At 68.3% G+C, this 26,360-nt stretch carries 23 protein-coding genes; 16 read left to right on the forward strand and 7 right to left on the reverse strand.

What is annotated here, in order from left to right:
* Positions 1 to 80: 80 nt before the first annotated feature.
* The 11 genes from AAG816_RS16145 to AAG816_RS16195 all read left to right on the forward strand — a co-directional run bounded on the left by AAG816_RS16145 (position 81) and on the right by AAG816_RS16195 (position 12,537).
* On the forward strand, positions 81 to 923 hold the full coding sequence (locus tag AAG816_RS16145; protein ID WP_341990683.1) for a GntR family transcriptional regulator: 843 nt from the start codon (positions 81 to 83) through the stop codon (positions 921 to 923).
* Positions 920 to 2,143, forward strand: a complete 1,224-nt coding sequence (locus tag AAG816_RS16150; RefSeq protein ID WP_341990684.1) for an ABC transporter substrate-binding protein — start codon at positions 920 to 922, stop codon at positions 2,141 to 2,143. Before AAG816_RS16145 ends, AAG816_RS16150 begins: the two co-directional genes overlap by 4 nt.
* 247 nt (positions 2,144 to 2,390) lie before the next feature.
* On the forward strand, positions 2,391 to 3,263 hold the full coding sequence (locus AAG816_RS16155) for a branched-chain amino acid ABC transporter permease (protein ID WP_341990685.1): 873 nt from the start codon (positions 2,391 to 2,393) through the stop codon (positions 3,261 to 3,263).
* Entirely contained in the window at positions 3,263 to 4,243 is a 981-nt protein-coding gene (locus AAG816_RS16160) for a branched-chain amino acid ABC transporter permease (protein ID WP_341990717.1), read from the forward strand. The genes AAG816_RS16155 and AAG816_RS16160 overlap by 1 nt, the downstream gene beginning before the upstream one ends.
* Positions 4,243 to 4,989 carry an ABC transporter ATP-binding protein gene (locus tag AAG816_RS16165; RefSeq protein WP_341990686.1) on the forward strand — a complete coding sequence of 249 codons (747 nt, stop codon included), beginning with the start codon at positions 4,243 to 4,245 and terminating at the stop codon, positions 4,987 to 4,989. The genes AAG816_RS16160 and AAG816_RS16165 overlap by 1 nt, the downstream gene beginning before the upstream one ends.
* Positions 4,982 to 5,683, forward strand: a complete 702-nt coding sequence (locus AAG816_RS16170; RefSeq protein WP_341990687.1) for an ABC transporter ATP-binding protein — start codon at positions 4,982 to 4,984, stop codon at positions 5,681 to 5,683. The genes AAG816_RS16165 and AAG816_RS16170 overlap by 8 nt, the downstream gene beginning before the upstream one ends.
* Position 5,684: 1 nt before the next feature.
* Positions 5,685 to 7,082 carry an MmgE/PrpD family protein gene (locus AAG816_RS16175; protein ID WP_341990688.1) on the forward strand — a complete coding sequence of 466 codons (1,398 nt, stop codon included), beginning with the start codon at positions 5,685 to 5,687 and terminating at the stop codon, positions 7,080 to 7,082.
* Positions 7,083 to 7,215: 133 nt separating this feature from the next.
* Entirely contained in the window at positions 7,216 to 8,109 is an 894-nt protein-coding gene (locus tag AAG816_RS16180) for an isocitrate lyase/phosphoenolpyruvate mutase family protein (RefSeq protein ID WP_341990689.1), read from the forward strand.
* Positions 8,106 to 9,839, forward strand: coding sequence for a hydantoinase B/oxoprolinase family protein (locus tag AAG816_RS16185; RefSeq protein ID WP_341990690.1), 1,734 nt, complete (start codon positions 8,106 to 8,108; stop codon positions 9,837 to 9,839). Before AAG816_RS16180 ends, AAG816_RS16185 begins: the two co-directional genes overlap by 4 nt.
* Positions 9,836 to 11,932: a hydantoinase/oxoprolinase family protein gene (locus AAG816_RS16190; protein WP_341990691.1), complete on the forward strand. Its 2,097-nt coding sequence runs from the start codon at positions 9,836 to 9,838 to the stop codon at positions 11,930 to 11,932. Before AAG816_RS16185 ends, AAG816_RS16190 begins: the two co-directional genes overlap by 4 nt.
* Positions 11,932 to 12,537, forward strand: a complete 606-nt coding sequence (locus AAG816_RS16195) for a cysteine hydrolase (RefSeq protein ID WP_341990692.1) — start codon at positions 11,932 to 11,934, stop codon at positions 12,535 to 12,537. Before AAG816_RS16190 ends, AAG816_RS16195 begins: the two co-directional genes overlap by 1 nt.
* 17 nt (positions 12,538 to 12,554) lie before the next feature.
* Here AAG816_RS16195 and AAG816_RS16200 read toward each other — a convergent pair whose 3' ends face one another.
* The 3 genes from AAG816_RS16200 to AAG816_RS16210 all read right to left on the reverse strand — a co-directional run bounded on the left by AAG816_RS16200 (position 12,555) and on the right by AAG816_RS16210 (position 15,524).
* Positions 12,555 to 13,373 (reverse strand): methyltransferase domain-containing protein, encoded by an 819-nt coding sequence (locus AAG816_RS16200; protein WP_341990693.1) that lies wholly within the window; start codon positions 13,371 to 13,373, stop codon positions 12,555 to 12,557.
* Positions 13,374 to 13,377: 4 nt separating this feature from the next.
* A complete protein-coding gene (locus tag AAG816_RS16205) occupies positions 13,378 to 14,310 on the reverse strand; it encodes a metal-dependent hydrolase (protein WP_341990694.1) in 933 nt (310 codons plus the stop codon).
* A 155-nt stretch (positions 14,311 to 14,465) separates the two neighbouring features.
* A complete protein-coding gene (locus AAG816_RS16210; protein WP_341990695.1) occupies positions 14,466 to 15,524 on the reverse strand; it encodes a putative sulfate exporter family transporter in 1,059 nt (352 codons plus the stop codon).
* Positions 15,525 to 15,618: 94 nt separating this feature from the next.
* On the opposite strand from AAG816_RS16210, the gene AAG816_RS16215 reads away from it, so the two are divergent.
* Positions 15,619 to 16,536, forward strand: coding sequence for a LysR family transcriptional regulator (locus AAG816_RS16215; RefSeq protein WP_341990696.1), 918 nt, complete (start codon positions 15,619 to 15,621; stop codon positions 16,534 to 16,536).
* A 102-nt stretch (positions 16,537 to 16,638) separates the two neighbouring features.
* Positions 16,639 to 16,983, forward strand: coding sequence for a hypothetical protein (locus tag AAG816_RS16220; RefSeq protein WP_341990697.1), 345 nt, complete (start codon positions 16,639 to 16,641; stop codon positions 16,981 to 16,983).
* 106 nt (positions 16,984 to 17,089) lie between these two features.
* Here AAG816_RS16220 and AAG816_RS16225 read toward each other — a convergent pair whose 3' ends face one another.
* Genes AAG816_RS16225 through AAG816_RS16240 form a run of 4 tightly spaced genes read right to left on the reverse strand, consistent with a single transcriptional unit; the run spans position 17,090 to position 21,301 of the window.
* Entirely contained in the window at positions 17,090 to 18,874 is a 1,785-nt protein-coding gene (locus AAG816_RS16225) for a hypothetical protein (RefSeq protein WP_341990698.1), read from the reverse strand.
* A gap of 17 nt (positions 18,875 to 18,891) precedes the next feature.
* On the reverse strand, positions 18,892 to 19,830 hold the full coding sequence (locus AAG816_RS16230) for an amino acid--[acyl-carrier-protein] ligase (RefSeq protein WP_341990699.1): 939 nt from the start codon (positions 19,828 to 19,830) through the stop codon (positions 18,892 to 18,894).
* Complete coding sequence (locus tag AAG816_RS16235; RefSeq protein WP_341990700.1) at positions 19,827 to 21,014, reverse strand: acyl-CoA dehydrogenase family protein; 1,188 nt, start codon at positions 21,012 to 21,014, stop codon at positions 19,827 to 19,829. The genes AAG816_RS16230 and AAG816_RS16235 overlap by 4 nt, the downstream gene beginning before the upstream one ends.
* Entirely contained in the window at positions 21,011 to 21,301 is a 291-nt protein-coding gene (locus AAG816_RS16240; RefSeq protein WP_341990701.1) for an acyl carrier protein, read from the reverse strand. Before AAG816_RS16240 ends, AAG816_RS16235 begins: the two co-directional genes overlap by 4 nt.
* 379 nt (positions 21,302 to 21,680) lie before the next feature.
* On the opposite strand from AAG816_RS16240, the gene AAG816_RS16245 reads away from it, so the two are divergent.
* Genes AAG816_RS16245 through AAG816_RS16255 form a run of 3 tightly spaced genes read left to right on the forward strand, consistent with a single transcriptional unit; the run spans position 21,681 to position 26,041 of the window.
* Complete coding sequence (locus AAG816_RS16245) at positions 21,681 to 22,568, forward strand: MurR/RpiR family transcriptional regulator (protein WP_341990702.1); 888 nt, start codon at positions 21,681 to 21,683, stop codon at positions 22,566 to 22,568.
* A complete protein-coding gene (locus AAG816_RS16250) occupies positions 22,565 to 24,442 on the forward strand; it encodes a dipeptide ABC transporter ATP-binding protein (RefSeq protein WP_341990703.1) in 1,878 nt (625 codons plus the stop codon). The genes AAG816_RS16245 and AAG816_RS16250 overlap by 4 nt, the downstream gene beginning before the upstream one ends.
* 57 nt (positions 24,443 to 24,499) lie before the next feature.
* Entirely contained in the window at positions 24,500 to 26,041 is a 1,542-nt protein-coding gene (locus AAG816_RS16255) for a glutathione ABC transporter substrate-binding protein (RefSeq protein ID WP_341990704.1), read from the forward strand.
* The last annotated feature ends 319 nt before the right edge of the window (positions 26,042 to 26,360 follow it).

The raw sequence follows: 26,360 nt of genomic DNA on the forward strand, positions 1-26,360 counted from the left end.
CGCTATGGCATCACTAGGACAGATAGCTGTCTTATAAAAAAGACAGCCTCTCGCCCCCGAGAGACAGGAGCCGCCGCGCTATGTCGAGCGTCGAACCGCTGAAGGCCCGCCGGCTCTATCTGCTGCTGCGCGACCGCATCCTCAGCGGCGATGCCGGCCCCGACAGCCGCCTGCCCAGCGAGCCGGCGCTGGCGGTGGAGTACGGCATCTCCCGCGTCACCGTGCGCCGGGCGCTGGATGAACTGGCGCGCGAGGGGTTGATCGAGCGCAAGCCGGGCTCCGGCACCTTCGTCAGCAGCAAGGCCGCCAGCGTGCCGGTGGTGGCGGATTTCTCCAATGTGCTGACCCATCTGGTGGAGATGGGCCGGCGCACCGCGGTGCGGCTGCTCTCCTTCGGCTATCTGGCACCCACCGCCACGCTGGCGGAAGAGCTGAAGCTGGAGCCGGGCGAGCGGGTGCAGCGCTCGGTGCGCGTGCGCCTCATCGACGGCGCGCCCTTCTCGTACCTCGTCACCCATGTGCCGGAGCGCATCGGCATTTCCTATTCGGAGGCGGATCTGGCCTCCACGCCGCTGCTGGAACTGCTGGAGCGCTCGGGCCTGGTGGCCGAGCGGGCGCGCCAGACCATCGGCGCGGCCCTGGCGGGGCCGGAGGTGGCCGGCGCGCTCGATCTGGAAATCGGCGCCGCGCTGCTGTCCATGACCCGCATCGTCTATGAGCCGTCGGGGCGGGGGATCGAGCATCTCCAGGCGCTCTACCGGCCGGACCGCTATTCCCTGAACATGGACCTGCTGCGCACCGGCGCCGATGGCGCCCGGCGCTGGGCGCCGGTGGAAGGTTCGCGGGCCATGGAGGCCCCCCTGGTTACCAATCAAAAAAGACGCCCGAAACGGGTCGCACCTCAGAGGAGAACAGCAAGATGACGATTTTTCAGACGCCTTTGGGTCGTCGCGCTGTCCTGAAGGGCAGTTCGGTGGCGCTGGCCAGCATTGCCGCCCCGTCGATCCTGCGCGGCGCTGAGCCGCCGACCATCAAAGTCGGCGTGCTCCAGCCGGTCACCGGCGCCTTGGCCATGGACGGCGAGTTCGGCCGCACCGGGGCCGAGTTCGGCATTGCCGACATCAATGCCAAGGGTGGCATCAAGGCGCTGGGCGGGGCCAAGCTGGAGATGGTGTTCGGCGATGCCCGCTCCAATCCCGAAGCCGGCACCCAGGAAGTGGAGCGCATGCAGGGCGAGGGCGTGGTGGCGGTGGTGGGCGGCTTTGCCAGCCCCATCTGCCTCGCCGCCAGCCAGGCGGCGGCGCGCTATGAATTGCCTTATCTGGTGGATGTGGGCGTGTCCGATCAGATCGTGCAGCGCGGCCTGAAGAACACCTTCCGCTTCGGCCCCGGCTTCGGCACCTGCGCCCGCACCGCGTTCGACAATCTGGCGCGCATCAACGAACTGGCGGGCAAGCCGGCCAAGACCGTGGTGCTGGTGCATGAGGACGGCCTGTTCGGCAGCGGCCTCGCCAAGGTGATGCAGCAGGAACTGCCCAAGCTCGGCTTCGAGATCCTCGAAACCCTGCCGGTGCCCACCCCGTCGCGCGACCTGTCCAACGTGGTGCTGCGGCTGCGCTCGCTGAACCCGGATCTGGTCATCCCCAGCACCTATTATGGCGAGACGGTTCTCTTGGCCCGCACCATGCAGCAGCAGCGGGTACGGCCGAAGGGGGTCTATGGCGTGCTCAACGGCGCCGCCTCCAACCTGCGCTTCGTGAAGGAATTCCCGGAAGCCGCCGACAAGATCATGGATTGCAACCATTGGTACGATCCGCGCAAGCCGCAGGCGGTGGATCTGATCAAGCGTTGTCTGGCCGCCGGCAAGGGCTGGAACTACAATATTCCCATGAACTATTCCTGCATCGGCCTGCTGGCCAATGCCCTGGAGCAGGCGGGATCGGTGGATCGGGTCAAGGTCACGGCGGCACTGGCCGCCTCCACCTGGGCCGACCATGTGATGCCCTACGGCCCCACCAAGTTCGTGGATGGGCAGAACACCGGCGCGGCGCCGGTCTCCACCCAGGTGCAGTCGGGCGAGATCCGGGTGATCTTCCCCGAGGCCTTCTCCGACGCCAAGCCGATCTTCCCCGCGCGGGCCTGACGGACGGTGCGTTGAGCGCTCGCTCCATCGGCCGGCGTGTCCTCGGACACGCCGGCTGCGCGGCGCGATCGGGTGCCGTGCGCGACACGGCGGGATGGCGGGCCGCAGCCCCATGGGCGCGGGATGAAATCGGGCTCTGATCGGACCGTCGGTGGCGATCGGCCGCCGGACATTTGAATTCTTGAGGTGCGTCGTCTCGGCTTCCCGGTGCAGGGGATCGGGCGCGCACCGGAGGCGGAACGCGCGGATGTATTCCTTCCCCATCCTTCTGGAGGCGACGTTGAACGGGTTGCTCACCGGCGCGGTCTATGCGCTGGTGGCGCTCGGGCTGACGCTGGTCTATGGCGTCCTGCACATCATCAATTTCGCCCATGGGGCGTTCCTGACCGGCGCCATGTTCGCGGTGTGGGCCGCCTTCACCTTCCTCGGGGTGGATCCCTATCTGGCGATCCCGGTGCTGACTTTGGCCTTCTTCGCTCTGGGCTATGCCACCCAGCGCTTCGTCATCGGCCCGGCCAGCCATGGGGACGACGGCAATATCCTTTTGGTGACGCTGGGCCTGTCCATCGTGATCGAGAACGGGCTGCTGGCGGTGTTCCGGCCGGATACACGCACCATCGCCACCAATTATGCCTTCGACGTGGTGGAGGCGGGGCCGATCCTGATCTCCCAGGCGCGGCTGTTCGGCTTCGCCGGGGCGCTGGTGGTGGCGGCCTTGCTCTGGCTGCTGCTGGCCCGCACCGATACCGGCAAGGCGATCCGGGCCGTGGCCAAGGAGAAGCTGGGCGCGAGTCTCGTGGGCATCGACGTGCGGCACATTTATGCCGTCACCTTCGGCCTCGGCTGCGCCACCCTGGCGGTGGCCGCCTGCCTGCTGATGCCGATCTTCTACGTCAATCCACGGGTGGGGCAGAGCTTCGTGCTGGTGGCCTTCACCATCGTCGTCCTGGGCGGCATGGGCTCCATTCCCGGCGCGCTGGTGGGCGGGCTGTTCATCGGGGTGGTGGAGAGCCTCACGGGCCTGTTCCTGGGCGACAGCCTGGGGCAGATCGGCATCTTCATCATCTTCATCCTGGTTCTGCTGTTTCGGCCCAGCGGCCTGTTCGGAGCGCGGGCATGATGCTTTTGCGAGCCTATCTCCCGATCCTGATCCTTCTGGCGCTGCTGGCGGCCATCCCGCTGGTGGTGACGTCCAACACGGCGCTGAATTTCGTTGTGTTCGTGCTCATTATCACCCTGGCGGCGCAGGGCTGGAACCTGCTGGGCGGCGTGGGCGGCCAGTTCTCGTTCGGCCATGCGGCCTTCTTCGGCACCGGGGCCTATGTCTCGGCCATTTTGCAGTACAGCTACGGGGTCAATGCCTGGGCCGCGCTGGGTGCCGGCATCCTCAGCGGCGCCGCGCTCGGCTGGATCATCGGCTTTCTCAGCTTCCGCGCCGGCCTCCGGGGCTCCTATTTCGCTCTGGTGACCTTGGCCTTTGCCGAGGTGCTGCGCATTCTGGCCAATGCCCTGCCCATCACCGGCGGCGCGGCGGGAATGCTGCTGAAACTGAACATCGGCTTCGGCAATCTGCAATTCACCAGCCGCGGCGCCTTCCTCTGGCTGGCCTTGGGCTTCGTGGCCGCGGGCCTCTTGATCTCGCGCGCCATTGCGGACTCCCGCTTTGGCGCTCAATTGGTGGCGGTGCGCGAGAATGAGGATGCGGCCCGCGCCCTGGGCGTGGATGTGCTGGCGGTGAAGCTGAAGGCGATCACCGTGTCCGGCGCGCTCACCGCCGCCGCCGGCTGTCTCTATCTGCAATATTTCCTCTATCTCGACGCCACCATCGCCTATGGGGTGTGGATCTCCGTGGAGGTGCTGCTGGCGGCCATGGTCGGCGGGCGCGGGCTGGTGCTGGGGCCGCTGGTGGGCGCGTTCACCCTGCATGGGGTGGGCGATCTCACCAAGCAGGTGGCCGGCGGCATTCCCGGCATCGATCTGGCGGTCTATGGCGCGGTGCTGATCCTGGTGGTGGCGTTCGCCCCCGGCGGTGTGCTCGGCCTGATCCATCGCCTGCTCTCCGGGCTCACGCGCCCCCGTCCGGCCAAGGAGGCGCAGTGATGCTGGAGGTGAAGGACATCACCATGCGCTTCGGCGGCCTGGTGGCCGTCGGCGGCGCCTCGATCAGCGTGCCGCAGGGCAGCATCGTCGGCCTCATCGGCCCCAATGGCGCCGGCAAGACCACCTTGTTCACGGTCATCGCCGGCTTCCAGAAGCCCACCGCCGGCAAGGTCTGCTTCGAAGGCGAAGACATCACGGCGCAGCCGGCGCACGTGCGGGCCCGACTGGGCATCGCCCGCACCTTCCAGATCGTGCAGCCGTTCGCCGGTCTGAATGTGCGCGAGAATATCGCCGTGGGCGCCTATCTGCGCCATGCCCGCCGCGCCGATGCCTATGCCCTCGCCGATGCGGTGGGCCATCGGCTGGGGCTGGGCGCCGATCTGGACAAGCCGGCCTCCAGCCTGACGGTGGCCGGTCGCAAGCGCCTGGAACTGGCGCGCGCCTTGGCCACCGCGCCGAAGCTGCTGCTGCTGGACGAGGTGCTGGCGGGCCTGAACCCTTCAGAGATCCGCGACATCATTCCGGTGATCCATGCCATCCGCGACGAGGGCGTCACCATCTTGATGATCGAGCATGTGATGCAGGCGGTGATGAATTTGTGCGCCCACGTCCATGTGCTGGCGCAGGGGCAGATGATCGCCCAGGGCACGCCACAGGCGGTGTGCGCCGATCCCCAGGTGATCGAAGCCTATCTGGGCAAGGGCGCCGCCGCGCGCATTCAGGCGCAGGGGGCCGCTCATGCTTGAGATTTCCGGTCTGCGGGCGGGCTATGGCGGGGTGGAGGTGCTGCGCGGCATCGACCTTTCGGTCGGGGCCGGCGAGATCATCGCCGTGCTGGGCTCCAACGGCGTGGGCAAGACCACGCTCAACAAGGTGCTGTCCGGGGTGCTCGCCGCCGATGCGGGCGAGGTGATGTTCGAGGGCCGCTCGCTGCGGGGCCTCTCCCCGGTGCAGGTGGTGGAGGCCGGGCTCATCCATGTGCCCGAGGGGCGCAAGATCTTCCCCAATATGAGCGTGCGGGAAAATCTGGAACTGGGCAGCTATCGCCGGGCGCGGGCCAACCGCGCCAGCAATCTGGATCTGGTGTTCGAGACCTTCCCGCGCCTGCGCGAACGCATGGGCCAGATGGCGGGCACGCTCTCCGGCGGCGAGCAGCAGATGGTCGCCATCGGCCGCGGCATGATGGCGGAACCGCGCCTGCTGATCCTGGACGAGCCCTCGCTCGGCCTTTCGCCGCTGCTGGTGGAGGAGATGTTCGCGCTCATCCTCCGGCTGAATGAACAGGGCCTGCCCATCATGCTGGTGGAGCAGAATGTGGTGCAGTCCCTGGAACTCGCCGCCCGCGCCTACATCATCGAGAACGGCGTGGTCACGCTGTCCGGTGCGGCCGCGGACATCCGCAACGATCCCGAATTGAAGCGGGTCTATCTGGGGCTATGAGATGAGCATCGTCACACCCGGGGTCATTCCCGCCTCCGTCCTGCTCGCCGATGCCCCGCCCGCCTGGCTCGGGCACTGGACCGCCTTCGCCGCCGCGCTCACGCCCGGCGATCTGCCGGAGCCGGTCGTCGCCCGGACCAAATTGGTGCTGCTGGATTGCCTCGGCGTCATGGCCGCGGGCATGCAGGAACCGGAGATGGTCGCGCTGGTGGCTCGTCTTGCGTCGCGCCGTCCCGGCCGGGCACCGGCCATCGGCACCGGCGCCCGGCTGGATGCCCGCGACGCCGCGCTCGCCAATGGCGCCGCCGGCACCATGCTGGAGCTGGACGAGGGCAATCAATATGCCCGCGGCCATCCCGCCATTCATGTGGTGCCCGCGGTTCTGGCGGCGGCGCAGGAGACCGGCGCATCCGGGGCGGACGTGCTGATGGCGATCGCTTTGGGCTATGAGATCGGCGCCCGCATCGGCATCGCCTCGAAGCTGCGGGTGAGCATGCATCCCCATGGCACCTGGGGCACGGTGGGCGCGGCGCTGGCGGTGGCGAAACTCCATGGCGCCGATGCGGCGGCCATCGGCCAGGCCATCGGCATCGCCTCGTCGCTGGGCCTGTCCACCAGCCGCCGGACCATGCTGGAAGGGGCCACGGTGCGCAACACTTATGCCGGCTTCTCCAATCAGCTGGGCCTGACCGCCTGGGATCTGGCCGCCAGCGGCTTCATGGCTGAGCGCGACGGCATCGGCACGGTCTATGGCCATGTGATCGCCGACGAGTTCCAGCCCGCCGCCATGGTCGAGGATCTGGGCCAGCGCTGGGAGATCGCGCGCAACTATTTCAAACGCCACGCCGCCTGCCGCTACACCCATGGGGCGCTGGATGCGCTGGCGCAGATCGTGCGCGAGGCCGGCGGCGCACTTGATCCTGAGGCCGTGCTCAAGATCGAGGTGGACACCTATGTGTGGGCGGCCCAACTGGACCATCCGCTGCCCCCCACCATGCTGGCGGCGAAATTCTCGCTGCCGTTCGCCTTGGCGACCACGCTGATCAACGGCGCCGCCACCGTGCAGGCGTTCCGCGACGGCGCTCGTACCGACACCGCCATCCTGGCACTGGCCGGTCGGGTCGACGTCCGCGAGGATCCGGCCTTGACCGCGCAACTGCCCGGCCTGCGTCCGGCACGGGTGGCGGTGACGCTGGCCGATGGCCGCCGCCTCACGGCCGAGGTGCTGACCAATCGCGGCGACACGGAAGACCCGTACACGCCCGCCGAGGTTCAGGAGAAGTTCCAGGATCTGGGCGGGCCGGTGTGGTCGCCGGAGCGGCTTGCCGCCATCACCGCGGCGGTCGCCGGCCTGGAGCGGGCGGACAGCCTGACGGCGCTGCTCGATCTGGTGGCCTGAGCGCCGCCGGTCCTTGAATGGCCGCGCGCCGTGCGCGGCCCGATTGCAATGTCATTCGCCGAAAGGCGGGAGTGGGCGGTGCCACCGGGAGGGGCCGCCGATCCTCAGCCGAGCGTGTTGGGAAGCAAGTGCCATGAGTCTGAAATCCCGCCTTCACGAGGCGCGTGTCCTCGCCGCGCCGGGCGTCTATGACGCGCTGACGGCCTCGATCGCGACCGATGCCGGCTTCGAGGCGCTCTATCTGTCCGGCGCGGCCATCGCCTATACGCGCCTGGGGCGGCCCGATATCGGGCTGGTGTCCATGAGCGAAGTGGCGGAGGTCATCGCTCTGGTGAGCGACCGGGTGGCGACCCCGCTCATCGTCGATGCGGACAATGGCTATGGCAATGCCCTCAACGTCCAGCGCACGGTGCGGGCGTTCGAGCGGGCCGGGGCCGGGGCGATCCAGATCGAGGATCAGACCCTGCCCAAGCGCTGCGGCCACCTGCAGGACAAGAGCCTGATCTCGGCTCATGAGATGGCCGGCAAGATCAAGGCGGCGGTGGATGCGCGGGTGAGTGCCGAGACCCTGATCATCGCCCGCACCGATGCGGTGGCGGTGGAAGGCTTCGACAAGGCCATCGAGCGCGCCGCCCTCTATGCGGATGCGGGCGCCGACGTGCTGTTCGTGGAAGCCCCGCGCTCGCGCGAGCAACTGGCGGCGGTGACGGCGGCGCTGGGCCATCGCCTGCCGCTGCTGGCCAATATGGTGGAGGGCGGCGATACGCCGCTCGCCTCGGCGCAGGAGCTGGGCGAGATCGGCTTTCGCATCGTGATCTTTCCAGGCGGAATCGTGCGGGCCATCGCCCGCACCGCGCAGGACTATTACGCCTCGCTGCAGGCCCACGGCACCAACACGCCGTTCGGCGACCGCATGTTCGATTTCAATGCCCTGAACGCGCTGATCGGTACCCCCGACATGCTGGCGCGCGGCCGCGCCTATGAGACCTATGGCGACGACATGACCAAGAAGGACGCCGCACGATGATCACGGTGGATCCCGTCACTTTGGCGGTGCTGAAGGGGCGGCTGGAGCAGATCGCCGACGAGATGGACGCCACGCTCTATCGCTCGGCCTTCAATCCCATCATCGCCGAGGCGCGCGATGCCTGCCACGGGCTCTACCACGCCGAGACCGGTGCCACTTTGGTGCAGGGCACCAAGGGCCTGCCGATCTTCGTCGGCGCCATGGCCTTTGCGGTGAAAGCGGTGATCGACAAGGTGGCGCGGGAGGGCAATCTTCAGCCCGGCGACACCTTCCTGTTCAACGACCCCTATGAGGGCGGCACCCATCTCAACGATTTCCGGCTGGTGCGGCCGATCTTCCGGGAGGGCAAGCTCTATTGCTGGCTCGCCTCCGTGGGCCATTGGCTCGACATCGGCGGCAATGTGCCCGGCGGCTTCAATGCGCGGGCCACCGAGAGCTTCCAGGAAGGGGTGCGCATTCCCCCGGTGAAGCTGTTCACCGCCGGGGTCATGAACATGGATATCGTCGATATCCTGTCCGCCAATTCCCGCGTGCCGGTGTCCAATTTCGGCGATCTCAACGGTCAGCTCAATGCGCTGGACCTGGGCGAGCGCCGGCTGGCGGAACTGCTCGATGCCTATGGCGAGGCCATTGTGGCGGCGGCGTTCGATGCCTTCTCCGACCGGGCGGAGGCCATGATGCGCGCCGCCATCCGCGCGCTGCCGGACGGGCGCTATACGTTCGAGGATTATCTCGACAATGACGGCATCACGCCTGAGCGCCTGACCATCGCCCTCGATCTGACCATCGATGGCGAGCGCATGACGCTGGATTTCTCCCGCTCCTCGCCGCCGTGCGCCGGGCCGCTGAACATCGCTTATTCCACCGCCGCCGCCTGCTGCTATGTGGCGCTGAAGCATGTGTTCACCGATGTGCCGGCCAATGCCGGCTGCCTGCGGCCCATCACCTTCGTCATTCCCGACACCACGCTGCTGGGGGTGAAGGCGCCTAAGCCCGTGGGCGGCTATACCGAGACCATTCTGCGGGTGATCGGCGTGGTGTTCGGCGCTTTGGCGCAGGCCGATCCCACCCGCGCCACGGCGGCGCCGTTCGGCACCATCAATGCGCTGTCGCTGGCCGGCCACCGCAAGGATGGCTCGCGCTGGGTGATGTTCTCCTTCTTCGGCGGCGGCCTCGGCGGCAATCCGGAGACCGACGGCCTCAACCATGCCAACAACCCCATTTCCATGGCCACCATTCCCCCCGCGGAAATCATGGAAGCGGCCTATCCGGTGCTGTTCACCCAATGGGCGCTGCGGCCGGATTCCGCCGGCGCCGGCGCTCATCGCGGCGGGGTGGGGGCAGTCTATGAGATCGAGACCCTGACCGATGCGGACGTGTTCCTGCTGGGAGAGCGCGGCATCTATCCGCCCTTCGGCGTCGCCGGGGGCGATGCCGCCGCGCTCAATGTGTTCTCCTGGCAGACCGAGGATGGCGAGCGCTCGCCGCCGCTGGCCTCCAAGGTCACCGACGTGAAGATCAAGGCCGGCCAGCATGTGCGCCTCGAGACCCCCGGCGGTGGCGGCTATGGCGATCCGAAGGCCCGCGATCTGGACGTCGTCGTCCGCGACGTGCGCCAGGGGCTGGTGAGCCGAGAGGCCGCCCGCGCCGATTATGGCGTCGTCATTGCCGCCGATGGCACGCTGGACGCCGCCGCCACCCGCACGCTGCGCCAGGGAGCTGCCGCATGAACACCCATGTCCCGACCCCTGCCGCCGCGCGCCCCGATGCCAAGCCCGCCCCCATGGTGGGCGTGGATGTGGGCGGCACCTTCACCGATCTGTTCTTCTTCGATGCGGCTACCGGCCAGTTCCGCACCGCCAAGGTGCCGTCCAATCGCGGCGACGAGGCGGTGGGCTTCCTGGAAGGGCTGAAGACCTTCGGCCCGGTGGCGCAACTGGGCTCCATCGTCCATGGCACCACGGTGGGCACCAATGCTCTGTTGGAGCGCAAGGGCGCCCGCACGGCGCTGATCACCACCCGCGGCTTTCGCGACGTGCTGGAGATGCGCCGCCGCGACCGCCTGCACACCTGGGGCCTGTGGGGCGACTTCGTGCCGGTGATCGACCGCGAACTGCGGTTCGAGGTGGACGAGCGCATTCTGGCCGACGGCTCGGTCCGTCAGGGGCTGGATGTGGAGCAGGTGCGTGCCGCCGCCCGCCAGGCGCTGGCCATGGGGGCGCAGGCGCTGGCCATCGTCTTCATCAATGCCTATGCCAATCCGGCGCACGAATTGGCGGCCTATGCCGCCGCCCGCGAGGTGTGGCCGAACGATGATCTGGCCTGCTCGGCGCAGATCCTGCCGGAAATCCGCGAGTTCGAGCGCACCTCCACCACGGCGCTGAACGCCTATCTCCAGCCGGTGGTGGGCAGCTATCTGGCCAAGCTGGATGGCGCGCTGCACAGCGAGGGCTTCACCGGGCGATTCCATATCGTGCAGTCCAGCGGCGGCGTCATGTCCACCGCCACCGCGCGCAAATTGCCGGTGCGCACCGCTTTGTCGGGGCCGGCGGCGGGGGTGATCGCGGCGGCGGCCATTGCCGAGGCGGCGGGCTTCCCGGACATCATCACCGGCGATCTGGGCGGGACCTCGTTCGACGTGTCGCTGGTGGTGGGCGGCAAGACCGCGCTGGCGGCGCAGACCACCATCGATTTCGGCCTGGTCATCCGCACGCCGATGATCGAGATCACCACCATCGGCGCCGGTGGCGGCTCCATCGCCCATGTGGATGCGGGCGGCATGCTGCAGGTGGGGCCTGAGAGCGCCGGCTCGCGGCCGGGGCCGGTGGCCTATGGCCAGGGCAACACCCGCCCGACCTTGACCGACGCCAATATCGTGCTGGGCCGCATCAATGCGGAGCGCCCCATTGGCGGCAAGCTGGCGCGGCTCGACGTGGAGGCGGCGAAAGCGGCCATCGCCACCCATGTGGCCGAGCCTCTGGGCCTGGGCGTCATGGAAGCGGCGGAAGCCATCGTGCGCATCGCCGATGGGCGCATGGCAGGCGCCATCCGTCTGGTCTCCATCGAACGCGGCCATGATCCGGCGACCTTCGTGGCGGTGCCGTTCGGCGGCGGCGGCGCGCTGCATGTGGGCGCGCTGATCACCGACGTGGGGCTGAAGGCGGCGCTGGTGCCGCGCTATCCCGGCGTGACCTCGGCGCTGGGCTGCGTCATCGCCGACATCCGCCACGATCAGGTGCAGACGGTGAACCTCACCCTGGATGCCCTCGACCCCGTGGTCCTGGACCGCCGCATGGTGGCGGAGGCTGAGGCGGCCCGCGCGGTGGTGGACGCCGCCGGCTTGCCGGTGGACCTTGTCGAACTCGTGTTCGAGCTGGACATGCACTATGTCGGCCAGACCCACACGGTCTCGGTGCCGCTGCCGGTCAACGTGGAAAACGGCACCACCGGCATCGATTGCGCCACCATCGCCGCCGCCTTCAACCGGGCCTATCAGACCTCGTTCAGCCGGCTGCTGCCGGGGGTTCCGGCCAAGATCGTCAATCTGCGCACCGCGGCCATCGGCCGGCGGCCGCATTTCGACCTGCGCGCCCTGGCACCGGCTGCGGGCGCGACCGTGGACGGCGCCAAGCGCGGCACGCGGCCGGTATGGTTCGCGGGCGCCTGGCACGAGGCGGCGATCTATGCCCGGCTGGATCTGCCCACGGGCGCGGTCATCCCCGGCCCGGCGGTGCTGGAGCAGCCGGACGCCACCACCTTGGTGGATCCCGGCCTGGTGGCCCGCGTCGATGCCTTCGGCAATGTGATCGTGGAGCGCGCCTGATGCACGAAGCCATCCCTGCGAGCAAGACCGCTCTGGTGATCGTCGATCTCCAGAACGATTTCCTTGATCCCAAGGGCGCCTATGGCCGGGCCGGGCAGGGGGCGCCCGCCATCGCCGCGCTGCCGGAGCGGATCGCGCCGCTGGCGGATGCCATGCGGGCGGCGGGTGGGTGGATCGTCTCCACCCACTTCACCTTGGTGCCGGCCAAAGGCGGCGAGCCGTTGATCTCGCCGCATCTGAAGAAGTTGCGCCCGTTTCTGGCCAAGGGCGATTTCCTGCCGGGGTCGTGGGGGCATCAGTTGGTGGACCGGCTCGCCCCGCCGGACCTCTCGGTGGAGAAGGTCGCCTATTCGGCCTTCTACATGACCCGGCTGGAGTGGGTGCTGCGCAAGTGCGACATCCGCAAGCTGGTGGTGTGCGGCATCGTCACCAATGGCGGCGTCGCCTCCACCGCGCGCGATGCCCATGTGCGGGACTTCGATGTGACCGTGCTCTCCGACGGCTGCGCCGCCTTCTCGCCGCAGGTGCACGAGACCGCCATCGAGGCGCTGCGGCCGGTGTGCCGGGTGGCCAGCATCGCCGACATCAGGAGCGAACTGGGCTGATCCGGGAGGTCGCCGGATCAGGCGACCTTGCGATAGCGGCGAGCCACATAGGACACCTCGCCACCGGCGAGGCCCTTGTAGAGCATGGAGCCCTTGGCGCCGGCGAATTCGGTGATGAAGCGCTGCATCAGAAACGCCTTGCCGATGCGGGCGCGCTTGCGCGCATCGGCCATATTGAGCGCCGCCACCACGCCCTTGGACAGGTCACGACCTTCGGCAAGTTCCAGGCCGGGGGCGGCCAATTGCCGGTCGAGTTCGGCGATCATGCCGCGTCCGCGCATGTCGGCGAAGGTGAACCAGCCGCCCGGCGCCAGCACCCGCGCCACCTCGGCGGTGAAGGCCGGCACATTGGCGTAGCAGTGCGAGGATTCGATATTGATGACGATATCGAACGACCCGTCCGGGAACGGCAGGCGTTCCGCATCGCCGGTCTCGAACGATAGCGCCGGTGCGTCGGCATTCAGCCGGCGGGCGAGGCGCACGGTTTCCGGGGAATAATCCAGGCCCACCACCGAGGCGGGGGCGTAATAGCGCGCCAGATAGCGCGATCCGCCGCCGCGCCCGGAGCCCACTTCCAGAACACGCGCGCCCGCCACCGGCAAGCCTTCCACCGCCTGCTGGTAGAGGCCGATGAAGGCGCGCTCCTCCTCATCCTCCGGCTTCAGCGGGAACGGCGCGCCGTCCGGCACGAAGCCGTAGTTCATGAAGCGCCAGTCATCGTCGCGCCAGAAGCGCGAGAGCATGTTGTAGAGCCCGCGCCAGGCCCATTTGCGGGTGCGGGGAAACGCGCCGCGGTCGATGGCATCGAGCATGCGGGAGAAAGCGGGGCTGCTCATGGCGTCAGCCGGCCGGCTGGGCGGGGGCGGCGCCTTTGGCGGGGGGCGGGTCCTTGGCGGGGGGCATGTCGTTGGCCAGCCACTCGCGGCCCTTGCGCATCAGCTCGGCATCGTCGCTGTTGCGCGGGTCGAAGCCCGGCAGATAATAGCGCAGCACATTGGGCAGGCAGCGCCGCCAATAGCCGGGCGCGACCATGGTCACCCAGAAGAAGCGCATCCAGAAGCGGAAGCCGGTCTTCACCCCGTCGGTGCGGGCATAGATCGGCACATTGCGCAGGAAGATCACCAGGAACGGGAACAGCGTGCCGTTCATGCCCATCACCCGCAGCAGATAGCGCTGCCAGCGCGACAGCTCGGGCGTCGCGGCATTGAGCACATCCAGTGCCACCGCCTTGTGCTCCAGTTCCTCCAGCGCGTGCCACATCCACAGTCGGCGGTAGGCCGGAGCGGCTTTGTCGAGGAGTTCGGGATGGCGCAGCGTGAGGGTGGAGAGCGTGGCGGTCATGTGCTCGATGGCGCAGGTGATCGCCAGCCGGTGCATGGGGTTCTTGACCACCTCGAAGCCGAAGCGGATCGGCCGCTCCATCTCGTCCACGTCATAGCCGAGGCCCATCATGGCCCGGTTGTATTCCTCATGCTCGCGGGTGTGGAAGGCTTCCTGCACCGCATAGCCATTGATCTCGGCGGCCAGCTCCTTGTCCTGGAGCTTGGGGCCGTAGTGCTTGAGCGAGCGGATGAAGAAACGCTCGCCTTCCGGCAGGAAGATGGAGAGGCCGTCGATCAGAATGGTCTTGATGATATCGTCTTCCAGCCAATGCCGCTGCGCATTGCCCAGGATATCGAACCGGATGTCGCGGGGGATGATATCCTCCGCGTGGCCCATATGGGCCGTGCCGCCCCCGGTTGAAGTCTGACCGTAACCGCCCGACGCTGCCATCTAGACTGTCCATCCCTTGGATCGGTCGGGGCGACCTCGCATGCGGTCGCCGCGACGCACTGGACCTTGCCTTAGCACAGATCGCGGTCCGGCGGGACAGCGCCGCCCCCCGGCCGCGCCCGCCGGCCCGGACGGACGGCGGTGCGCGCCTCGGCTCAGGCCAGATGCAGCACCCGGATCAGCAGCAGGCTGATGGTCAGCAGCAGCAGCAGCGAGAGCGTGACCACCAAGGTGACCCGCCCGCCGACGCGGCTCAGGGTCCGCAGGTCCACCCCGAGCCCCAGCGCGGCCATGGACAGGACGGTGAACACGGTGGTGACGGCGGCCAATGGCGGCAGGACGACTGCGGGAATCAGGTTCAGGGAGCGCAAGGCGGCGAAGGCGATGAAGCCGACGATGAACCAGGGCACCAGCCGGTGCAGCGGCACCCGCTTCGGCTTCGCGACCACCGAGGCGCCCACCGGCACGGCTTTGACGCGGCTCAGGGACTGGCCATGGCTGACCGCGGCCAGGAACACCACCGGGCCCAGCATCAGCACGCGCACCAGCTTCACCAAGGTGCCGATCTGGGTGGCGAGCGGGCCGACCGGCACGGTGGTCGCCAACACCTGCGGCACCGCATAGACGGTGAGGCCTGCGAGCACGCCATATTGGGTGTCGCTCATGGCCAGCAGCGGGATCAGCAGCGGCAGGGCCAGCACCACGATCACGCCGAGGATGGCGGTGAAGGAAATGGACGAGGCCACGTCATCGCCGTCCGCGTCGATCACCGAGGCGACGGCGGCAATGGCGGAATTGCCGCAGATGGAGTTGCCGCAGGCCACCAGCAGCGCCATCTTGTGCGGCAGCTTCATGAGCCGGCCGATGCCGTAGCTGGCCAGCAGCGAGACCACCACCACCAGCACGATGCCGCCCAGCAGTTCCGGCCCGGCGGCGGCCAAAGCGGCGGCGCTGAGCGAGGCGCCCAGGAACATCACCGCGATCTCCAGCAGGATCTTGCCGGAAAAGGCGATGCCGGGACGAAACCGCGGCGACGGCGTCCAAACCGAGCGCAGCGCCGTGCCCAGCAGAATGGCCAGGACGAGGGCTTCCACATAAGGATGCCCGCTCATGTGTTCTTCAACGATCTGGATGGCATAGGCCGCCCCGGTCACCATGGCGCAGAGCGCCACGCCCGGTAGAATAGCGGCCAACCACTGGAAAACTTTCGGCACGGTGGATCACGAGTCCCATTGTCGGCGATCTAAATGCACGCTTATGCATTCCACGTGCAAATAGCGTTTTTTCACCCCCTCATGAAGTGCGGTTATGGCCATCAATCTGCATCTGCTGCGCCTGTTTCGGACGGTCGCCGAATGCCGGAGTTTCTCCCGCGCCGCCGAGGCGCTGCATATCAGCCAGCCGGCGGTCTCCAAGGGGGTGCGGGAGCTGGAATCGCAGCTGCGCTGCGTGCTGGTGGAGCGCAATCCCGGCGGCATCGGCCTCACCGAGGCCGGCACCTTGCTGCTGGCCCATGCGGTGGACCTGTTCGCGGTGGAGCGGCGGGCCGAGGAGGATCTGCAGGCCCTGCGCGGCCTGGCGCAGGGCGAGCTGCATGTGGGCGCCAGCACCACCATCGCCACGTATGTGCTGCCGCGCATCCTCGGGGCGTTCCAGGACGCCCATCCTGACCTGCAATTGCGCCTGACCAGCGCCAATACCCAGGAGGTGGCCGAGCGCCTGTTGGCGCGGGACATCGACGTGGCCCTGGTGGAGGGGCCGGTGGAGCATCCCAGCCTGTCGGCCCATCCCTGGCTGTTTGACGATCTGGTGGTGATCGTCGCCCCGGATCATCCCCTGGCGCAGATGGGCAAGACGCTGGTGCCGGCGGATCTCGACCAGGTGCGGCACATCGTGCGCGAAGCGGGATCCGGCACGCGGGAGGTGGTGGGCACGGCCCTGGAGGCCTGCGGCATCCGGCCGGATCGGGTGATGGAAGTGGGCAGCACCGAGGCCATCAAGCAGGTGGTGGCGGCCGGGCTGGGCATCGCCATGGTCTCCGCCGCCGCCGCCAAGGACCAGATCGCCCTGGGTCGGCTGAAGGTGCTGAGCGTGGAAGGGCTGGCGCTGCGGCGGCCGCTCTATCGGCTCACCATCACCGGCCACCATCTGAAGTTTGCCGCTGCCGCCTTTGAGCAATTCATCTGCCAGGCGGAATTTGGATCCGGCGAGCGGATGCCCGACTGAACGAGGCCAGAAACAACGTACAAAAGATGTTATTTTTTGGTTTCACAGAATGATGTAGGAATAGAGGTAAGCTCTATCCAACAGATGTGTTTTGTGGAAGCCATGGCAAAAAGCAATGTGCAAAGCGCAGTTCTCACGGCGCTGGACATCTTGACCTTCCGGCTCGGCGGCCCGTCTGGGCGGGCTGGCGCGGCGCTGCAGGCGGATGCGGTGCGCGGCGCCGATCCCGCCGCCTACCGCATCACCGCCATCTGCGCGCCCGACATGGTGGAAATCGAGGATGCGCATGCGGCGCGCCAGCGCATCGTGCTGAGCTATGGCGCCCGGGAGATGCTGGACCTGGAAATGAAGCGCCGCCGCACCGCCACGCCCGTCGGCCTTCGCCTGCGGCGCGAGGCGTTCGACGTGGACGGAATCGCCTTCTCCCGCTGGGCCGTGGCCGAATAGGCGGCCTGCACGCCGATCCGTCGCCGGAAGGGGCGGGCTTTCATGCCGGTTTCCAACAGCGGGAAGCGATCGCGGGTCTGCGCGCAGGGTGCGTGTCCGGCGGATGCTACGTGACCGGCGTCGCCGCCGCATCTGGCGCGTCGTCGACGCTGCCCACACGGGAGGGCGTCCTCTCATCGACAGGCCCGAGGCCCAGCTGCTCCTCGATGATGGCGCCGTAGACGTCCTGCATCCAGCTGGTGGTGATGGTGTGGTCGGCGCCGTCGATGAAGCGGATCGCGCCCCAGCCGTTCTCCACCAGACGCTGGCCGTTCGCGGAAAAGACGATGCCGAGTTCCACCAACCCCCAGTCGTCGCTGCTATAGACCAGCGTCAGGCAGACCCCCAGCTGGCACAGCCTTTTGAGCAGCGTGTCGGCATATCCGCTCGCCCAGCCGGCGGGCAGCACGCGGGCCATGCGCGCCAGCAGCCGCTGCTTGGCCGTGAGCAGGCCATAGTGCAGCAGCAACAGCCCGCGGCCGATGAGATAGGTGCGCCGAAAGTGCGCCGCCCCGAGCATGGGGCGCCGGTTCCGCGTCAGCGCCGCGCACCAGTGGCGGCTTCGATCGAGAACGCGCCACCCCAGGGCCAGGGGACGCCGCCACAGCGGAATGGCGGGGTCTTCGTTGCGGATATAGAAATAGGGCAGGTTCACCAGCACGGCGCTGCACACGCGCGCATCGGCGGCGGCCGCATGCAGGGCGATATAGGCGCCGGCGCAAATGCCGGTGAGCAGCGCGCGGGGGTGTCCCGCCGCCTCCAGGAGGTCCAGCGCCGCCGAGATATCCCGCACCCGGCCGAGATCGTGAAACCCCACCGCCTCGGTGGGGTCTTCGGGAGCGCTTTCACCGATCTTGTCCATGTCCATGCGCAAGGTGGTCACCCCTGCGGCGGCAAGGCGCCGGGCGAGGCGGACGCCGCCGCGGCCATTGCCGGTGTGCGTGTTCAGGCCGGAGTTCAGAATCAGCACCGCGCGCTCGTGCTGGCGCGTCATATTCCGCGCCAGGATGCCGAAGCACTGCCCGTGGGCGCCAAATCGCAGCGCCGTTTCCATCACCCCGGGCGCCGCCTCCAATCGTGCCGGGGACGCCTCCCGATGGCCTCCGGGCGCTGCGGGGGGCGCCCCGTCCCGCAGCCAGTGCACGGTATCGGCGAACACCCGCATGGGCATGACGATGTCCTGGGCGTGCTGGGTCAGGCCGTCATAATGCTGAAAGTGCTGAAACCGGATGGATGGGTCGAGATCCGGCGGGGCGGCATCCGGGGCGACCAGCAGGATGCGCGGCGCCGCCCCCGCCGCATGGGTCTTGGTGAGGTCGAGGCCACGCAGGGCCTCCAGGTCGCCCACATGCAGCCGATAGCCGAGGATCTCGCGCCAGTCCGGCGGTACCGTGCCTTCGCGGTTTGGAATCATGGCGCCGCTGAGGATGAGTTCGCGCGCATAGGTCCGCCCCGACACCACCGGCGCCAGAAGCGCCAGGGCGCAGATGCCGCCAAAGCGTTTGGCGGCCTCGACCGCCAGGAGCCCGCCGAGGCGGAAGCCGCACAGGGCGATCTCCGTGGCGCCGCTGATCTCGCGCAGGTGCTGCGCGGCCGCGCCGATGCTGTCGATCCAGCGCTCGATCTGGCCGGGCGCCTCGTCGCCGGCGGAATCGCCGGTGCCGGGATAATGAAAGCGCAGGGTCGGCAGGCCGGCGTCCGCCGCCATGCGGGCCAAAGACAGCATGGCGCGCTGGGTGCACAGGGCTTCGTATCCCAAGCTCTCGCAGATGATCACCGCCCGACCGCAGGTCACGCCGGCCTTGGCCGGGTGCAGGAACCCCATGCAGTCGTTGAAGACGACCGGGATCATCGGCTGCGCCCACCCGCTCAGGTGAAGACTTCGGAGGCGAAGACTTGGCCGCGCACGTCCGCGGGCCAGGCGTTCAGGTCGAAGCCGTGGTGACGGAACAGCGCCAAGGTCAGCCGGTCGATACCGAAGGCGACACAGCCGGTGTGGGCCAGGTTGCCGTCTGGGGTTCGCAACGGCCAGATCTCCGAGAAATGGGTCATGTGATAGTTGCAGCTCAGGCAGGCGGTGGGCGCGTCTGCGCTGGACACCGGGATCAGCAGTTCGAACTTGAGCTGCTGCCCGATCTGGCCGTCGGCCATCAGCTTGCCGGCGCGGCCGAAAAAGGGATCGCTGGCCAGATCGGTGGTCACCGGCACCCCCAGGCGTCGGATCCAGTCCGCGCCCCGCTCCAGCCAGGCGTTGCGGAAGGCCAGAACCTGCGCGGCGGTGCCGATGCGCACCTGCTCGCGCATGCGGAACATCTGCATGCGGCAGGGATCCACGGAGGGCTCGTGTCGGAAGCAATAAGACGAGACATCGACCAGCAGGCCCGCCTCCGGCAGCGGCCCGCGGCGCGCCACCACCGGATAGACCGGGTAGCAGGCGGCCGGGGTGACCACCACCTCCGCCGGCTGCTGGAGCGCCGACCAATCCTCATCCGCCTCGATGCATTGCAGCAGCCGGCGATGGTCGGCCTCATTGCCGCAGAAGCAGCTGATGGTGCCGGCCAAGTGCGGGAACCCCTTGAGATAGCCGCTGGCCAGGAACTCCTGCCGGGACAGCAGCGGGGGAAACCGCATCCGCTCGGCCCCGTCCGCCGCGGTCATGGCCGAGATCGCCCGTTCCAGCCCTTCTGCCACCTGCTCATAGGCGGCGCTGCGCCCATAGAGGCCGTCAACGCCGGTGGGAATGAGCAGCCCGGCGTCCAGCAGTTCGGTGCGGAAGGCGGCTGCGGCGAGATCGGGCGGAGTGGTCATGGCAGGGGCGCTTCATCGTCGAAATTGCCCGCGCTCTGGCGGTTCACCAGCAGCATGCGGCCCGCGTCGGCCAGGATGGCCTCGTTGTTGATCATGAGGGGGGCGGCATACAGATCCCGCAGGTGCCGCCCGAGACTATAGGGCGAGGTATTTTGATAGGCGGAGAACCCGCCGATGCGGATGCCCATATCGGCCACATGCAGGGCCATTTCCGACAGGCTGGTCTTCACCAGAACCATCTCCACCGCCTCCAGCGTGGCCTTGCCGGCGTCATAGATCTGGATGGCGCGGCGCAGGCGGGCGTCCATGTCCTGCAGAATGCCGTTCATCTCCGCCAGCCGCGGCAGCGCCCGGTCGTCGGCCTCCGAGCGCGCCCGCATGCGGGCGCGGATCAGCGCGCGGGTGCGGGCCACCACGTCCCCGGCGATCCCGAGCCAGACCGCGCCCCACAGGATGTGCGCATTCGGCACCATGGTCTCCACGGCGATCTGGCCGAACGGCACCGGCAGGATCTGCGCCGCATCACCGGCGCCGGAGACGTGGAAGGCGCAGCTCTCGGTGCCGCGCAGGCCGAGCGCGTCCCAGCCCCGATAGGCCTCCAGCGTCACCGCTTCCCGGGGCAGCACCACCAGGACCTGATCGGAGCCGTGCGCCTCCGGCCCGGCACGGGCGGTCAGCAGCAGCGCATCGGCCCGGGCGCCGTAGGAGATGGTGGATCCGGCCTTGGTCAGGCGGAAGCGGTCGTCGGCCAGGGGCTCGACGCAGCATTGGCTGGTGCGCAAGCGGCCGCCGGTTCCCTCTTCCGAGGTGACGGAGGCCAGCAGCAGGCCCTCGGCGGCGATCCGACGCTGGAAGTCCAGCAGCCAGGGGCTGTCGCCGCCATGCCGGACGATGCAGGCCAGCTGATTCTGGTGCATGGCGAACACCATGGCGGTGGAGGCGCAGGCGGCGCCGAGATCGCGCGCCATGCGGGCGAGGGTGGCGGTGCTGGCGCCCCCGCCGCCCAAGGGCGCTGGAACGCCCAGACCCAGGGCGCCGAAGGCCTTGAGCGCCTCCAGGGCCTCGCTGGGCAGGCGGCCCTCGCGATCCACCGCGGCGGCATGCTGGCGGGCGATGGCGCAGACATCGGTCCAATCCGGCCGCGCCAGGTCTGCGGCGGGGAAGGGGGTGCCTTGCCCCGTCATGCGCCGCCCTGATCGCCCAAATGCTGCAGCAATGCGGTGAGGGAGGTGATGGTCTGGAAGGTGGCGCGGGTCAGTGCTTCATCGGGAATAACAACGCCGGCGCGGTTTTCGATCTCCAGCATGACATTCACGGTGGCGAGCGACGACAATCCGACCTGGTAAAGATCGTCCGTTGCTTTGAGCGTCGCCGGCTGGACCGAAAGCTTGCCGTGAGTCGCCAGTATATCTCGGATCAATTGTTCGGCGACGCGATCAGTGGCTTGCAATATGCCCTCCCGGATGGGCACGTGAGCCTCATTGCCTCAGCTCACGTCGAAATCAGGTGCCGCGGACAATGCCAATTGTCGCCACACAGTGTGCGTTACCATAGCACCAAACTTCGGCATGAAAAAGAGAACGGCGCCGGGAACAGCCGGCCGCCGCGGCGCGCCAGCGGGGCGCTTTCCCGCGCCGACCCGCGCACAGGGGGCCGCATCTGCGGGCGGGACGGGCGTGGGCGCGCATCCGGCATGCCAGGCCGTGGAGCCGGCGGGGGCTGCCTCACGCTTGAGCAGAATGCATGAAAAATAACATTGCAGGAAGCAATGAAAATGACACATATAATTTCATCATGGCCGCAGACATTTTTCCGCCCCAGTTCGCCTCGGTTCAGGAGGCCCGCTGCTGATGCCGTCGCTGATGGAGCTGATCCGGTCGCACCGCGCCGGCATGACGCCCCTGCACGGGCGGGTGGCGGATTTCGTCACGCGCCATCCCTTGCATGCGGCGACCTTGGGCATCGAGGGCCTGGCGGAGGCGGCCGAGGTCTCGGTGGCCACCATCAATCGCTTTGTGCGGGCCCTTGGCCTGGACGGCTTTGCCCAGTTTCGCGCCTTGGGGATGGCTAGCTTCCGGCCGTTGTCGCCGGTGGAGAAGCTGGAGGCGCAAGCCGCCGGCTCGGCGCAGGATGATGAGCTGGTGGCCGGCTCGCTGGATGCGGTCCTGGCCAATCTGCGCAGCGCCCGGTCGGTGGCGGATGCCTCGGCCTATCGCCGGGCGGCGGATGCGGTCTCGGCGGCGGACCGGGTGGTGTTCCTCGGCCTCGGCCTGAGCACGCCGCTGGTGGGCCTGCTGGCGGACATGATCCTGCCCTTCTGCCGCGCCCAGCTCACCCTGGACGGGCAGGGCGGGCAGGAGCGCATGCATCGGCGGGCCTTCCACGTGGGCACCGGCGATCTGGTTATCGCCTTGACATTGCCGCGCTATTCCCAGGCCACCCTCGATCATGCCCGGTCCATGCGGGCGCAGGGGGCCACCGTGGTGGGCATCACCGATGCCTTGTCCTCGCCGCTCGCCCCCCATGCGGACCTGCTGCTGCTGGGGCCGGCGGAGCATCCTTTGCTGCATGCCTCCCCCACCGCGACGGTGGGGGTGTTCGAGGCCCTCACCGCGCTGCTCACCGCCCGGCGCCAGAGCGCGGGGGATGCGGCCGAATTGAGCCGGCGCATCGCGCCCCATCTTCATGCGATGGCGGAGCCGTCGCATCCCATTCCTGCCGAGAGGATCACCCCATGATCGCGGCGCCCCAGCCGGTTCCCGTTGCGCCAGGGCCATTGGTCCGCGTCAGCGGTTTGAACGTGGAATTCCCCACTCAAGACACCGTGTTACACGCCGTAAAAGACCTGTCCTTCCACATTGACGCCGGTGAGACCCTGGCGGTGGTGGGCGAGAGCGGCTCCGGCAAGTCCGTCACCTCCCTGGCGCTGATGCGGCTGGTGGAGTTCGGCGGCGGGCGCATCACCTCCGGCACGCTGGACTTCCGCGGCCGCGACGGCACCGTGCGCGATCTGGCCCGGGAGAGCCCCGAGGCGATGAATGCGGTGCGCGGCAACGAGATCGCCATGATCTTCCAGGAGCCGATGACCTCGCTGAACCCGGTCTTCACCATCGGCGACCAGATCGCCGAGGCGGTGCGCCTGCATCAGGGGGCCAACCGGGCGCAGGCGCGGGCCGAAGCGCTGCACATGCTGGAGAAGGTGCGCATTCCCGGCGCCAAGGGCCTGCTGGATCGCCATCCCCATCAGCTCTCCGGCGGCATGCGCCAGCGGGTGATGATCGCCATGGCGCTCGCCTGCCGGCCCAAGCTGCTGGTGGCGGACGAGCCCACCACGGCGCTGGACGTGACCATCCAGGCCCAGATCCTGCGCCTGATCCGCATCCTCCAGGATGAGATGGGCATGGCGGTGCTGTTCATCACCCATGACATGGGCGTGGTGGCCGAGGTGGCCGACCGGGTGCTGGTGATGCGCCACGGCCGCAAGGTGGAGGAGGGCACCGCGGAGGAGATCTTCGCCCGGCCGCAGCATCCCTACACCCGCGCCTTGCTGTCCGCTGTGCCGCGCCTCGGCGCCCTGTCCGGCGAGCCGCTGCCGCGCCGCTTTCCGCTGGTGGTGCTGAACGACCAGGGCGGCGGCGCCTATACCGAGGCCCCGCCCCAGGACACGGTGACCGGCACCGCCCCGGTGCTGGAGGTGAAAAGCCTCGTCACCCGGTTCGACCTGCGCCGGGGCTTCTTCGGCCGGCTCTCGGGCCGGGTGCATGCGGTGGAGCAGGTGAGCTTCGCGGTGAAGGCGGGCGAGACTTTGGCTCTGGTGGGCGAGAGCGGCTGCGGCAAGTCCACCACCGGGCGCACCATCATGCAGCTCCAGGACGCCACCGCCGGCGAGATCCGCTTCCATGGCCGCGACCTGCTGACCATGGGCGCGCAAGAGCGCCGCGTGGTGCGGCAGAAGATCCAATATGTGTTCCAGGATCCCTTCGCGTCGCTCGATCCGCGCCTCACCGTGGGCTTCTCCATCGCCGAGCCGCTCACCACCCATCATCTGGCCAAGGGCCGGGCGGTGGAGGAGCGGGTGGCGGAACTGCTGCGGGATGTGGGCCTCTCCCCCGATCATGCCCGGCGCTATCCGCATGAATTCTCCGGCGGCCAGCGCCAGCGCATCTGCATCGCCCGCGCCCTGGCCTGCGAGCCGGAATTGCTGATCGCCGACGAGGCGGTGGCGGCGCTGGATGTCTCCATCCAGGCGCAGATCGTCAATCTGCTGATGGAGCTGCAGGAGAAGCGCGGCCTCTCCTACATCTTCATCAGCCACGACATGGCGGTGGTGGAGCGCGTCAGCCACCGCGTCGCCGTCATGTATCTGGGCCAGATCGTGGAACTGGGCCCGCGCCAGGCGGTGTTCGACCGTCCGGCCCATCCCTACACCCGCCGCCTGATGGCGGCGGTGCCCATCGCCGATCCCGCCCGACGCGACCGCGAGCGGCCGCTGCTGGAGGGGGAGATCCCCAGCGCCATCCGCGCCATCGGCGATCCGCCGCTGGTGCGCCCGCTGGTGGAAGTGGGCGAGGGCCATTTCGTCGCCCGCCACGCCATCGGCGATTTCGCCTGAGGCACCTGCTTAACGCCTGCTCAACAAGTTCCGCCCCCTTCCAGAGAGGACCAACGGATGCGTTTAAGAACCCCGGGTTTCAAAACCCTGCTTGCCGCCGGCGCTCTGTCGGCCCTGGCGCTGGTGCCCGCGCTTGCGGTCGCCAAGCCCCTCGTGGTCGCCGTGCCGGACAATCTCACCGGCCTCGACCCCATGAACGTCAACGACACCCTGTCGCAGACCGCCATGCGCACGGTCTATCAGGGCCTGTTCGGCTTTGATCGCGACATGAAGCTGGTGCCGGTGCTGGCCGAGAGCTTCGAGGTCAACCCCACCGCCACCGAATTCACCCTGCACCTGCGCAAGGGGGTGAAGTTCCATGACGGCACCGACTTCAACGCGAACGCGGTGAAGGTCAGCCTGGAGCGTCTCGCCAATCCCGAGAACAAGCTCTCCCGCCGCTCGCTCATCTCCATGCTGGATCGCGTGGATGTGGTGGACGACAACACGGTCAAGATCGTGCTGAAGACGCCGTTCGGCGCGCTCATCAACACGCTGGCCCATCCGGCCGTGGTGATGATGTCCCCCGCCGCGCTGGAGAAGTATGGCAAGGATATCGCCCGCAATCCGGTGGGCACCGGCGCGTTCAAGTTCAAGCGCTGGGCCGCCGACACCTTCGAGGTGGAGAAGAACCCGAATTACTGGCGCGCCGGCTGGCCCAAGGTGGATGGCGTCACCATCCGCTCCGTGCCGGAAAACGGCAGCCGCTTCGCCATGTTGCAGGCGGGCGAGGCGCAATATGTGACGCTGTTCCCGCCGGAGCTGGTGCCGGTGGCGGAAAAGCTGCCGAACCTGGAAGTGGTGCGGCGTCCGTCCATCGTCGGCTGGTATGCGGCGATGAACACCATGAAGAAGCCGTTCTCCGACCCGCGGGTGCGCCAGGCGCTCAACTATGCGGTGGACAAGAACGCCTATTGCAAAGTGGTGGAGAACGGCTATTGCACGCCGCTGCTCTCCCCCATGCCGGAACTGCTGGGCTTCTTCGAGCCGCAGAAGCCCTACACCTTCGATCTGGCCAAGGCCAAGGCGCTGCTGGCGGAAGCCGGCTATCCCAACGGCTTTGAGACCGAGATCTTCGCCACCACCAGCACGACGCAGATCCGCGCCATGCAGTTCCTGCAGCAGCAGCTGGCGCAGGTGGGCGTGAAACTCACCGTGACCCCGCTGGAGGCCGGTGTCGCCGCCCAGCGCATCTGGTCGGTGCAGAAGCCGGAAGATGCCACGGTGCAGATGCAGTACACCGGCTGGTCCTCCTCCACCGGCGATGCCGACTGGGGCCTGCGTCCGCTGCTGTGGGGCAAGGGCTTCCCGCCCACGCTGTTCAACGTGGCTTACTATAAGAACGACAAGGTGGACGCGGACTTCGAAGGCGCCCTGGAGACTGCCGATCCGGCCAAGCGGGCCGCTTTCTATGCGGATGCCCAGAAGCGCATCTGGGAAGACGCGCCGTGGATCTTCCTCGGCGCGTCGCAGCTGATCACCGCCCAGTCCAAGACCCTGTCCGGCGTCTACATGCTGCCGGACCGTGGCTTCGTGGTGGAATCCGCCGAGTTCAAGTGAGCTGAGCGCTCGCCCGCGCTGGCGCGCGGCCCCCACCCCAGCCCTCCCCCGCAAGCGGGAGAGGGAGCCTCCCGGTTCGGAGAGGGAGCTTCCCGGCTGGGCGAGAGTCTTCTCGTCCCGCGCACCCTAAAGCCCTCTCACGCTTGCGGGGGAGGGTGGGGTGGGGGCCGCCGCAGGCGGAAAGCCCGCCATCTCCCCTCCGCCCAGGAGGGACACCCATAGCGCTCACCGCCGTGCGGTGGCGGGCGCTCGCCTCCTCCCGACTTTCCCCCGCAGGCCGGGAGGAGGCACTCCATCCGCCGGGCGCCCAGGAGCGCCC

The organism is Azorhizobium sp. AG788 (genome assembly GCF_943371865.1).
Classification (GTDB): Bacteria; Pseudomonadota; Alphaproteobacteria; order Rhizobiales; family Xanthobacteraceae; genus Azorhizobium.

Excerpts from the sequence above, each read along its gene's own strand:
- AAG816_RS16205 (WP_341990694.1), bottom strand. The coding sequence starts at position 14,310 with ATGGCAGCGTCGGGCGGTTACGGTCAGACTTCAACCGGGGGCGGCACG.
- AAG816_RS16255 (WP_341990704.1), top strand. The coding sequence starts at position 24,500 with ATGCGTTTAAGAACCCCGGGTTTCAAAACCCTGCTTGCCGCCGGCGCT.
- AAG816_RS16245 (WP_341990702.1), top strand. The coding sequence starts at position 21,681 with ATGCCGTCGCTGATGGAGCTGATCCGGTCGCACCGCGCCGGCATGACG.
- AAG816_RS16145 (WP_341990683.1), top strand. The coding sequence starts at position 81 with ATGTCGAGCGTCGAACCGCTGAAGGCCCGCCGGCTCTATCTGCTGCTG.
- AAG816_RS16195 (WP_341990692.1), top strand. The coding sequence starts at position 11,932 with ATGCACGAAGCCATCCCTGCGAGCAAGACCGCTCTGGTGATCGTCGAT.
- AAG816_RS16150 (WP_341990684.1), top strand. The coding sequence starts at position 920 with ATGACGATTTTTCAGACGCCTTTGGGTCGTCGCGCTGTCCTGAAGGGC.
- AAG816_RS16190 (WP_341990691.1), top strand. The coding sequence starts at position 9,836 with ATGAACACCCATGTCCCGACCCCTGCCGCCGCGCGCCCCGATGCCAAG.
- AAG816_RS16250 (WP_341990703.1), top strand. The coding sequence starts at position 22,565 with ATGATCGCGGCGCCCCAGCCGGTTCCCGTTGCGCCAGGGCCATTGGTC.
- AAG816_RS16185 (WP_341990690.1), top strand. The coding sequence starts at position 8,106 with ATGATCACGGTGGATCCCGTCACTTTGGCGGTGCTGAAGGGGCGGCTG.
- AAG816_RS16230 (WP_341990699.1), bottom strand. The coding sequence starts at position 19,830 with ATGACCACTCCGCCCGATCTCGCCGCAGCCGCCTTCCGCACCGAACTG.
- AAG816_RS16170 (WP_341990687.1), top strand. The coding sequence starts at position 4,982 with ATGCTTGAGATTTCCGGTCTGCGGGCGGGCTATGGCGGGGTGGAGGTG.
- AAG816_RS16200 (WP_341990693.1), bottom strand. The coding sequence starts at position 13,373 with ATGAGCAGCCCCGCTTTCTCCCGCATGCTCGATGCCATCGACCGCGGC.
- AAG816_RS16155 (WP_341990685.1), top strand. The coding sequence starts at position 2,391 with ATGTATTCCTTCCCCATCCTTCTGGAGGCGACGTTGAACGGGTTGCTC.
- AAG816_RS16215 (WP_341990696.1), top strand. The coding sequence starts at position 15,619 with ATGGCCATCAATCTGCATCTGCTGCGCCTGTTTCGGACGGTCGCCGAA.
- AAG816_RS16180 (WP_341990689.1), top strand. The coding sequence starts at position 7,216 with ATGAGTCTGAAATCCCGCCTTCACGAGGCGCGTGTCCTCGCCGCGCCG.
- AAG816_RS16220 (WP_341990697.1), top strand. The coding sequence starts at position 16,639 with ATGGCAAAAAGCAATGTGCAAAGCGCAGTTCTCACGGCGCTGGACATC.
- AAG816_RS16235 (WP_341990700.1), bottom strand. The coding sequence starts at position 21,014 with ATGACGGGGCAAGGCACCCCCTTCCCCGCCGCAGACCTGGCGCGGCCG.
- AAG816_RS16175 (WP_341990688.1), top strand. The coding sequence starts at position 5,685 with ATGAGCATCGTCACACCCGGGGTCATTCCCGCCTCCGTCCTGCTCGCC.
- AAG816_RS16160 (WP_341990717.1), top strand. The coding sequence starts at position 3,263 with ATGCTTTTGCGAGCCTATCTCCCGATCCTGATCCTTCTGGCGCTGCTG.
- AAG816_RS16165 (WP_341990686.1), top strand. The coding sequence starts at position 4,243 with ATGCTGGAGGTGAAGGACATCACCATGCGCTTCGGCGGCCTGGTGGCC.
- AAG816_RS16225 (WP_341990698.1), bottom strand. The coding sequence starts at position 18,874 with ATGATCCCGGTCGTCTTCAACGACTGCATGGGGTTCCTGCACCCGGCC.